The sequence below is a fragment of the Hymenobacter negativus genome, from assembly GCF_017571495.1.
Classification (GTDB): Bacteria; Bacteroidota; Bacteroidia; order Cytophagales; family Hymenobacteraceae; genus Hymenobacter; species Hymenobacter negativus.
Map to the genome: position 1 here is coordinate 179618 of NZ_JAGETZ010000014.1, position 8807 is coordinate 188424.

Sequence of the window (8807 nt, forward strand, 5' to 3'; positions counted from 1 at the left end):
GTTCTGTATGACTATCCGCAAAAAGCTACTCGCTACCCTAGCCTTGAGCACGCTGGGGTTAGTTTCCTTCCGCGCCGCCTCCGATAACGAGCGGTACTTCGAAATCGCGAAGAACCTGGATATTTTCGCTACGCTCTTTAAGGAAGTCAACACCTATTACGTCGACGAGATAACGCCCGCCAAGCTGGTGAAAACCGGCATCGATGCCATGCTGCGCTCGCTCGACCCCTACACCAACTACATTCCGGAGGACGACATTGAGGACTTCCGCACCATGACCACCGGGCAGTACGGCGGCATTGGGGCCTCAGTGGTGAAGCGCAACGGCAAAACCGTGGTGCAAAGCGCCTACGAAGGCTATCCGGCCCAAAAAGCCGGCTTGCTCCCCGGCGACGAAATCCTCGATATCAATGGCGTGGTAGTCGATAAAAAGTCGAATTCCGACATCAGTAAGCTCCTCAAGGGCCAGGCCAACTCCATGGTGAAGCTGATGGTAACACGCTACGGTCAGGACAAACCCATCCAAATCGACATCACCCGCGATAAAATTCAGGTGGACAATGTGCCCTACACCGGCATGATTTCCGGCGATGTGGGCTACTTCCAACTCGGTGGCTTTACCGTGGATGCGGGCAAGGAGGTGCGTGCTGCCGTTTCCAAGCTCAAGGAGCAGGGCGCGAAGAAAATTGTGTTCGACATCCGCGACAATCCCGGCGGCTTGCTAAACGAGGCGGTGAACATCTCCAACCTGTTCATCGACAAAGGCCTCGACGTGGTGAGCACCAAGGGCAAGGTGACGGAGTGGAACAAGACGTATAAGGCGCTTGACGTGCCGCTTGATACCCAGATTCCAATTGCCATCATTACGAGCAACCGCTCGGCGTCGGCATCGGAAATCGTGTCGGGCGTGCTGCAAGACTACGACCGCGCCGTGCTAGTGGGTGAGCGCACCTTCGGCAAAGGTCTCGTGCAGGCCACCCGGCCCCTCAGCTACAACTCGCAGCTAAAGGTGACGACCGCCAAATACTACATCCCGAGCGGCCGCTGCATCCAGGAAATCGACTATGCCCACCGCGCTGAGGATGGCACGTTGGGCAAATTCCCTGATTCGCTACGCACAGCTTTCAAAACCACGGCCGGCCGCACTGTATACGACGGTGGCGGCGTGGCCCCCGACATTGAAGTGCAGGACCGCGAAATTGCTGATATCACCCGCATCCTGCTCCAGAAAAGCTACCTTTTCGATTACGCCACCCGTTACCGCGCCGAGCACGCTAGCATTCCGGCAGCTCGTGCCTTCAAGCTCTCGGATGCTGACTACCAGAAGTTCGTGGCATTCCTGCAGGGCAAGAACATCAGCTACAGCACCGACGCTGAAAAGGCCCTCACCGACCTTAGTAAGAAGGTGAAAGAGGAAAAGCATTACGACGACGTGAAATTGGAGCTCGAAGCCGTCCGCAAAAAAATCACCGTTAACAAAGCCAACGACCTGCAGCGCTTCAAACCTGAAATCAAGGAGTTGCTGGAGCAGGAAATCGTGTCGCGCTATTACTTCGAAAAGGGGCGCACCGAAGCTGGTTTCGACGACGACCCCAACATCATCGCCGCTGTGGCCGTCCTGAACGACCCAAACCGCTACGCTGCCCTGCTGAAGCCCACGGGCCAGGCTGCCAGCGCCCGCAAGTCGGCTGGGACGAAGTAATTTTGAGTTGCGTTAAATTAGAAAAGCAGGCGCTGAGAGGTGCCTGCTTTTTTGTTGTCTATATCGGAAGAGAAAAAATGTCAATCAAAGAAATTGTCAAGCGGCCGAGCATTCTAGCAGAGGTGGTTAATTCACTTGCGGAATTAGAAACTGTTAATGTGTTAATTGAATTGCGGGCAGACCTTGCGCAACGGTTAGATGATTTAGGAACAGAAGCTTCAAAGAGCAGAGCAGCTTTTATTCGGAGCCAAGACTCTGAAAATTTTAACACCAACCGAGAATCATGGGGGATACCCAACTTCTCAGAAGAGCTAGTTGAAATCGATGATTTTAAGAATGGGTTTCTGTGGAGATTCCGAGCGCATAGTACTTCTTGGGGTGACAATCAGCATGCCGATGAATGGTTTTACACTTCACTAGAAGCCAGAAGTGTCACGCGATACGAGTTCTGGGACTGTGATGCGGGGCCGGAAAAAGCCGACATTGTTTTCACAGGTACTTACAAAGCTATTTTGCAGCAGCTTTTGGCTGACCACATTCATGATGTTTTAGTTAGCCCAGTATTTTCAGCGGAAGAACTGACGCAATACATTGATAACTTCTCCGAGGATGAAGAAGACTATTCATTGGATGATGTGATAGAGGATTATATCAGCCGCAATCCAAACTATAGTGTCCAGTAATCCGCAATGCTCCTCCTCTCCCTCGAAACCTCGTCCCCCGTCTGTTCAGTTGCCCTGCACCGCCTCGAAGACGGCTCCCTTATTGGCCAGTCGGAGTTGCGGCTGGATAAATCTCACTCCACCCACCTCACAGTACTTATTGAACAGCTACTGGCCAACACCGGCCATGCGCTAGCCGACCTCGCCGCCGTGGCCGTGAGCGACGGGCCCGGTTCCTACACCGGCTTGCGCATTGGTGGGGCTGCGGCCAAGGGCTTGTGCTTCGCACTGGATATTCCGCTGGTGGCGGTGAGTACCCTGCAGGCACTCGCAACGCAGGTGGCCGTTGGTACCGCCCGCCCCGAAAGCTGGCTGTATTGTCCCATGCTGGACGCTCGGCGTACGGAAGTGTACGCTGCTCTCTACACCCACACGGGGCAGGAGGTGCTGGCGCCTACGCCGCTGTTACTCGATGCCGACACGCTGGCCGAACAATTGGCCCACCATTCCGTGTTATTCTTCGGTCACGGTGCGGCGAAGTTTCAGGCGTTGCTGGGGGAGCATGCTAACGCTGGTTTCCTGGCGGGGATTGAGCCCTCAGCGATTTCGGTGGGGCAGCTGGCGGTGGCGGCGTATTACCGGCAGGAATTTCAGGACGTGGCGTACTACGAGCCGTTTTATCTGAAAGAAGTGTACACCACCACGCCGAAAGCAAAGTAGCGCGGACTCTGAGAGTCCGCGTCCATCCGCGCCATTTTGTATTCACCAATAAATACGCGGGCTCTCAGAGTTCGCGCTACAGTATGGAACCCCTCTTCGTCAATCGCGTCGCCAATTCGGGCCTTGTCACCCTCAACCTAGAAGAGTTCATCCACTCCGGCGAGCGGGTGGTGTACGACATTAAGGACAACCTCTTCCACGGCCTGATGCTGCGCGAAAAGGACTTCCGTGAGTTCGTGAAAACCCACGACTGGACGCAGTACGACGGCCAGAACGTGGCCATCGTCTGCTCGGCCGACGCCATTGTGCCCACCTGGGCCTACATGCTGCTTGCCACCAAGCTGCAGGGCCACGCCCACCGCTACGTCTTCGGCAACCTCGACGCCCTGGAACAGTCGCTGTTCGAAGAAGCCATTGCCGCCATCGATGCCGAAGAGTACCGCGACGCTAAAGTGGTGGTGAAAGGCTGCGGCGACAAGCCTGTGCCCACTTTCGCCTACGTGGCCATCATGCAAAAGCTACTGCCTTTTACGAGTAGCATTATGTATGGTGAGCCGTGTAGCACCGTGCCGCTCTATAAGCGGCCAAAAGCCCTGTAATAGCCTGCCAGGGGCATTTCGAACGCCATTCCCGGCCTTACGAACACCTTTCCCGAGCTCGGGAAGATTGTTCGTAAGGCCGGGAATGGTGTTTGTAGGGGCGGGAAGACTGTTCGTAAGGTCGGGGAAAGTGTTCGAAGTGGCGGGAAGACTGTTCGCGAGGTCGGGCAGCGTGTTCGAAGGGATGGGGAAACGGTTCGAAACGGCGGGTTGAGTGTTCGAAACGGTACACGTACTGTTTGAACGGCAAGGCGGGCTGTACTTTTGGGCTTTCGCCAACTTTGCTGTATGCCCACTTCCGCCCCGGTCAGTCCCTACAAAATCACTTTTCTCACCGGTGCGGCCATCGTTATTGCCAATATGGTGGGCACCGGCGTCTTCACCAGCCTCGGCTTCCAGGTGATGGGTATCGAGAGCGGCTTTGCGCTGCTAATGCTGTGGTTGGTGGGCGGGTTAATTGCCCTCTGCGGCGCCGTGAGCTATGCCGAACTGGCGGCTGCCATGCCCCGTTCGGGCGGTGAATACCATTATCTGAGCCAGATTTATCACCCCGCGCTGGGGTTTCTGTCGGGCTGGGTGTCGGCCACGGTGGGCTTCGCTGCACCTACCGCGCTGGCCGCGCTGGCCTTAGGGCAATACGCGAAAAGTGTGTGGCCGGGTCTAGAGCCGCAGTGGCTATCGGTGGCCGTGGTGCTGGCCCTCACGCTGGTGCACGGCAGCAGTACCCGCGTCGGTAGCCGCCTCCAAATCATTATTACTGCGCTTAAAGTGGGCGTGCTGGTGGTTTTCATTGGCGCGGGCATGGTGGTAGGGGAGGGGCAGCCCATCAGCTTTTTGCCCAATGCTACTGGCTGGCGTGCGCTGCTCAGCCCTGCTTTTGCCGTAAGCCTCGTGTTTGTGAGTTACGCCTACTCCGGCTGGAACGCCGCCGTGTATGTCACCGGCGAAATCGAAAATCCCAAGCGTAATCTCTCGCGCATCCTGCTGGCTGGCACCGCCATCGTACTCCTATTATATGTAGGCCTGAACTATGTCTTCCTCCGCTCTACCTCCATAGCGGGGCTAAAAGGGCAGGTCGAAGTTGGTTTCGTGGCTGCTACCTCGCTTTTCGGCCCCCTCGGCGGCCGGCTGATGGGCGGTGTCATCGCGGCCTTACTGGTTTCCACTATCAGCTCGATGGTTTTCGCGGGCCCCCGCATCGTCCAGACGATGGGGGAGGACATTCCCGCCCTGCGTTTCCTGGCACCCAAAAGCCGGGCCGGCATCCCCGTACGGGCCTTGGCGCTGCAAACGGCCATCACGTTGGCCTTTATCCTTAAGCCTAGTTTCCAAGGCGTACTCGTCTACGCCGGCTTTGTGCTGAACCTGTTCACCTTTCTCACGGTGCTGGGTTTGTTCGTGCTACGCGCCCGCCAGCCCGATTTGCTGCGCCCTTACAAGGCTTGGGGCTACCCGGTGACGCCCATCGTTTTTCTGGCGCTCAGCGGCTGGACCCTATTCTTTATTCTACGCGACAAGCCGTGGGAGTCGCTCTACGGCTTGGGTACCTTGGCCGTCGGCGCGCTGGTTTACTTCCTCACCACGCGCCTGCCGGCTGCCGCTGCTGCCAACAAAGGCTAGCAGAAACGCGTCAGGCTTGCCTAGCCACCGAGTATGTGCACCGAGGATTTTTGGGAAGGGGCAGGTGCCAGGCCCTGCTCAAACGAACCTCCTGTAACTTGCAGCCTCATTGGGCACGTCTGCAGCCCGCCGTTTCTCATTACATCGTTAATCTAATGCTCCTCCGCACCGCCGCGCTTCGGCTTTTGCCCGCCGCCTTGCTCTTGCTTTCCGCTTGTACCGAGTCGAACAAGAAAACCGAAACCGCCACTTCCGGCAAGGAAGAGACCATGGCCGGTACGGCCAATGCCATCGACTCCACCAAGTCACCCGCTGCCACATCGGGTAAAACAGCTACTCCCAAACCCACCGCCGCCCCCGATACCGCTTACTCCCAGGACGTCGCCATGTTCCTCGGTGGCCTGCAACCCAGCCAGCACAGCGACCTCACTAGCCTGGCTGCTACGCCCGCATGGCAGGCCTTTGCCAAAGACCAGGACAAAAGCTGGGAAAAATACCGCGCCACCCACACCACGCGCATGACCCAGTGGGCCAACGCCGAGCTCGATTCCGTGCACGCCAGCAGCCCCACCATCTTCTACCCCTTCAGCGGCCCCGATTTCCTGAACGTCGTCACGATGTTCCCCACCAGCCAAACCTACGTGCTGATGGGCCTCGAACCCGTCGGCAGCATCCCGGCCCGCGCCTCCCTCGAAAAGCCCAAGCTGCTACCTGCCGTCAAAACCTCGCTCTGGTCGGTACTCAACTTTAGCTTCTTCCGCACCAACGACATGGCCGTGGACCTGAAATCTGTGGAACTCGATGGTGCTTTGCCGCTCATGATGCTCTTCGCCGCCCGCACCGGCAACCAAATCACCGCCATCCGCCACGTCCAGCTTGACGCCACCGGCCAGCTCCAACCCGCCGACTCCTCCCAAACCCCCGACCCGAAAGCCATCCCCGGCGTCGAAATGAAGCTGCGCGGTGCCGACGGCCTTCCTAAAACCGTTTACTACTTCTCTGCCGACCTCAGCGACTGGAAACTCACTGCCAAAAGTGCCCCGCTGGAATTTGTGCGTCACCTCGGCCCCCTCACCACTTATGTGAAGTCGGCCACCTACCTCATGCACAAGTCGTATTTCAACAAAGTCCGTCGCACCGTCCTGCGCCGCAGCCGCTACATCCTGCAGGATGATTCCGGCATCGCCATGAAATACTTCCAAAAAGGCGCCTGGCAGTTCAACTACTACGGCACCTACCGTCGCCCCATCAACCTTTTCGCCAAGCAATACCAGCCCGAACTCACCGCCGCCTACCGCGACACCGTGAACAAGCCCAAGCCGCTCCCCTTCGGTACCGGCTACAACTGGCGTCAAACCGATTCCAATCTCCTCCTCGCCAAGCGCTTAGTCCCCTTGGCCGACTAATCGCTGTATAAAACCAGCCCCGCAGGGCCGTGGTGGCAACATCACGGCCCTTTTTATTTTGATTCTCCTATGAAAATGCCCTGCCAATCCCGTACCACACTATACTATATAGTAGGAGTAACCTTATTATTAGCAATAACAAACCTAACCGCAAGCAGTCGTCTGGCACCCCATGTCCATGGGAGAGGAGGCCGGGAGGTAAGGTTAACGCTAGGAGATTCCCCACTACTAGATTCCCTTCTAAATGCCAACCCCTTGTTAAAGCGAGTTGCCAATAATCCCCAATACGAACTCCAAATCATCTACACTCAAATTGACCGCGACGCCCAAAACCATCCCACCTTCACCCCACACACCTACCAACTCAATCCCAAGCAATACTTCAATCCCGCTAGTCTGGTCAAACTTCCCATTGTTGCCCTTTCCCTCGAAAAGCTCAACGACCTCAATAAGCCGGGAGTGAACCGCCGCACCATCATGGCCACCGGCACCGCCTACCGCTGCCAAACTCCCGTCCCCTTTGCCGCCCCCGCCGATTCCGACCGTACCGCCACCGTCGGCAACTATATCAAGCGCATGCTCTTGGTAAGCGACAACGTTGCCTACAACCGCCTCTACGAATTCCTAGGCCAGCAAGGCCTAAACCAACGCCTCCAGGAACTCGGCTACCCCAACGCCCGCATCACCCGCCGCTTCGCACCCTGCGACACCGCCGCCAACCGCCACACCAATCCCATCAGCTTCCACACCCCCCAGGGCGACACCCTATATAAGCAGCCCACCCAGTACAACCCCATCACCTACCGCAGCCCCCTCGGCCGCGTCCTCAAAGGCCGCGCCCACCAGGCCGGCCGCCGCGTCATCCCCGAACCCTACGATTTCACCACCGCCAACCACCTCCCGCTCCCCGACATCACCGCCCTCCTCCAAAGCATCCTCTTCCCCGAATCCGTCCCCGCCGCCCAGCGCCTCCGCCTCACGCCCTCCGATTACGCTTTCCTCCGCCGCTACCTCCATGCCACGCCCCACGAGTCCGGCTTCCACACCTACGCTCCCGCCCGCTACTTCGACGCCTACAAAAAGTACCTCTATTACGGCCGCAACCCCGAAATTTCGCAGCAGTCTACCCTCCGCATCTATAACATCGTCGGCATGTCGCACGGCTATTTGGCCGATGTCGCCTACTTCGCCGACTCCCACCACCAGTCCGAATTCATGCTCAGCGCCGTCCTCTACGTCAATCAGGACGGCATTATCAACGACGGTGCCTACGAATACGACAGCATCGGCCAGCCTTTTCTCGCCCAATTAGGCCGCCAAATCCAGCAATACGAGTCCCAGCGCTCTCGCTGGCGTCGTCCCACCCTCACCGAGTTCTTCGCCCCCGAGCCCATTCGCTAAAAGGTGGTAAACTTTTTTGGTCGGCTAAGTCCCTGATTCCAAACGGCCCGCCGCCGCAAAATACCCTGCGCTACGGTCCCTGCGCACAAAAGTTGTGGGCGGGCCCTTGCCGGCCCAGAAATTCCAGCTACTTTTGCACTCCCAATCACCAACAGGGTATCGGGAGTTGCCGCGGATAACACCTCGCCAGAAAAGTTGAACGGTTCGGAACTTCACGCTTGCCATCCTTGTATTGCCCGCCGTGCTGCTTCAGCAAAATCCTCGAAAATTAAATTTCGGCCGGTCTTGCGAAAGTCGAAAAAAGCGCCTTACCTTTGCACCCCGCTTCGATAGGAGGCGGAAACGGATTGAAAAGCGAAATACGAGAAAATAAAATTTTTTCACCTTTCGCTTGCCAGTTCAACACTTTTTCTTACCTTTGCACTCCCAATCGTCAGAAAGGGAAAAGGAAGCGAGAAAAACAGGCCGCTAACGGCCACACTATCACCTCAACTGGAAGTGATACACGTTCTTTGAATGTTTGGAAAAGACAAATAGTAAGGGCTTTCAATAGCAATATTGAGAGTGGAAATTACAAGCGTAACACGAATACATAGAACTCGTCAATACGAGTCGGATTCGCACTCGACATCAGCCCAGGTTCGCCTGGGTGTAGAAATATTTTACAATGGAGAGTTTGATCTTGGCTCAGGATGAA

7 protein-coding genes are annotated in these 8807 nt (G+C 56.8%); all 7 read left to right on the forward strand.

Annotation, left to right across the window (positions count from 1 at the left end; genetic code table 11):
* Positions 1 to 7 precede the first annotated feature (7 nt).
* Positions 8 to 1702, forward strand: coding sequence for a S41 family peptidase (locus tag J4E00_RS23690; protein ID WP_208177844.1), 1695 nt, complete (start codon positions 8 to 10; stop codon positions 1700 to 1702).
* A 77-nt stretch (positions 1703 to 1779) separates the two neighbouring features.
* Positions 1780 to 2385, forward strand: a complete 606-nt coding sequence (locus J4E00_RS23695) for a hypothetical protein (protein ID WP_208177845.1) — start codon at positions 1780 to 1782, stop codon at positions 2383 to 2385.
* Positions 2386 to 2391: 6 nt separating this feature from the next.
* Complete coding sequence (tsaB, locus tag J4E00_RS23700) at positions 2392 to 3084, forward strand: tRNA (adenosine(37)-N6)-threonylcarbamoyltransferase complex dimerization subunit type 1 TsaB (protein WP_208177846.1); 693 nt, start codon at positions 2392 to 2394, stop codon at positions 3082 to 3084.
* An 83-nt stretch (positions 3085 to 3167) separates the two neighbouring features.
* Positions 3168 to 3683 (forward strand): DUF2480 family protein, encoded by a 516-nt coding sequence (locus J4E00_RS23705; RefSeq protein WP_208177847.1) that lies wholly within the window; start codon positions 3168 to 3170, stop codon positions 3681 to 3683.
* A 288-nt stretch (positions 3684 to 3971) separates the two neighbouring features.
* A complete protein-coding gene (locus J4E00_RS23710) occupies positions 3972 to 5303 on the forward strand; it encodes an APC family permease (protein ID WP_208177848.1) in 1332 nt (443 codons plus the stop codon).
* A 155-nt stretch (positions 5304 to 5458) separates the two neighbouring features.
* The gene (locus tag J4E00_RS23715) at positions 5459 to 6709 is read left to right on the forward strand and encodes a hypothetical protein (RefSeq protein ID WP_208177849.1); all 1251 of its coding nucleotides are present in this window, start codon (positions 5459 to 5461) and stop codon (positions 6707 to 6709) included.
* Between the two features lie 255 nt (positions 6710 to 6964).
* Complete coding sequence (locus tag J4E00_RS23720; protein WP_208177850.1) at positions 6965 to 8110, forward strand: serine hydrolase; 1146 nt, start codon at positions 6965 to 6967, stop codon at positions 8108 to 8110.
* Positions 8111 to 8807 lie beyond the last annotated feature (697 nt).

Bases quoted from the DNA above. Each gene is read 5' to 3' on its own strand.
- J4E00_RS23715 (WP_208177849.1), top strand. From the start codon at position 5,459: ATGCTCCTCCGCACCGCCGCGCTTCGGCTTTTGCCCGCCGCCTTGCTC.
- J4E00_RS23695 (WP_208177845.1), top strand. From the start codon at position 1,780: ATGTCAATCAAAGAAATTGTCAAGCGGCCGAGCATTCTAGCAGAGGTG.
- tsaB (WP_208177846.1), top strand. From the start codon at position 2,392: ATGCTCCTCCTCTCCCTCGAAACCTCGTCCCCCGTCTGTTCAGTTGCC.
- J4E00_RS23690 (WP_208177844.1), top strand. From the start codon at position 8: ATGACTATCCGCAAAAAGCTACTCGCTACCCTAGCCTTGAGCACGCTG.
- J4E00_RS23705 (WP_208177847.1), top strand. From the start codon at position 3,168: ATGGAACCCCTCTTCGTCAATCGCGTCGCCAATTCGGGCCTTGTCACC.
- J4E00_RS23710 (WP_208177848.1), top strand. From the start codon at position 3,972: ATGCCCACTTCCGCCCCGGTCAGTCCCTACAAAATCACTTTTCTCACC.